Annotated in this window: 1 pseudogene; it reads right to left on the bottom strand. The window is 35.1% G+C overall.

What is annotated here, in order from left to right:
• Nucleotides 1-32 precede the first annotated feature (32 nt).
• Nucleotides 33-262, bottom strand: a pseudogene (locus Q4528_RS14395) (YoaK family protein); the annotation flags it as partial.

Below are 262 nucleotides of genomic sequence, written 5' to 3'. Positions count from 1 at the left end.
ATACAACTTAATGTGATAGGCACTTAAGATACTCATCTGCAATATCGTGTTGACATTTGATGATTGATTAAAGAGACGAACTTGTCACCAACAATAACTGAAATGTCTGACGTATTTTTGAACATTCCTCCATTTAAATCACTATGTGTTAACTCTGAAGCAAGACATTTAATGTTTCCTGTTTGTCCGGCTGCAAGTTTGCCTCCTCTAGTTTTGAAGGTATATGCATAAATATATCCGCCTACAAATTTAAGAAGTACGG

Origin of the sequence: Staphylococcus pasteuri (assembly GCF_030547725.1) — a bacterium.
Lineage (GTDB): Bacteria > Bacillota > Bacilli > Staphylococcales > Staphylococcaceae > Staphylococcus > Staphylococcus pasteuri.
The sequence above is the reverse complement of the archived record's forward strand: the minus strand, read 5'-3'. Positions and strand labels throughout refer to the sequence as shown.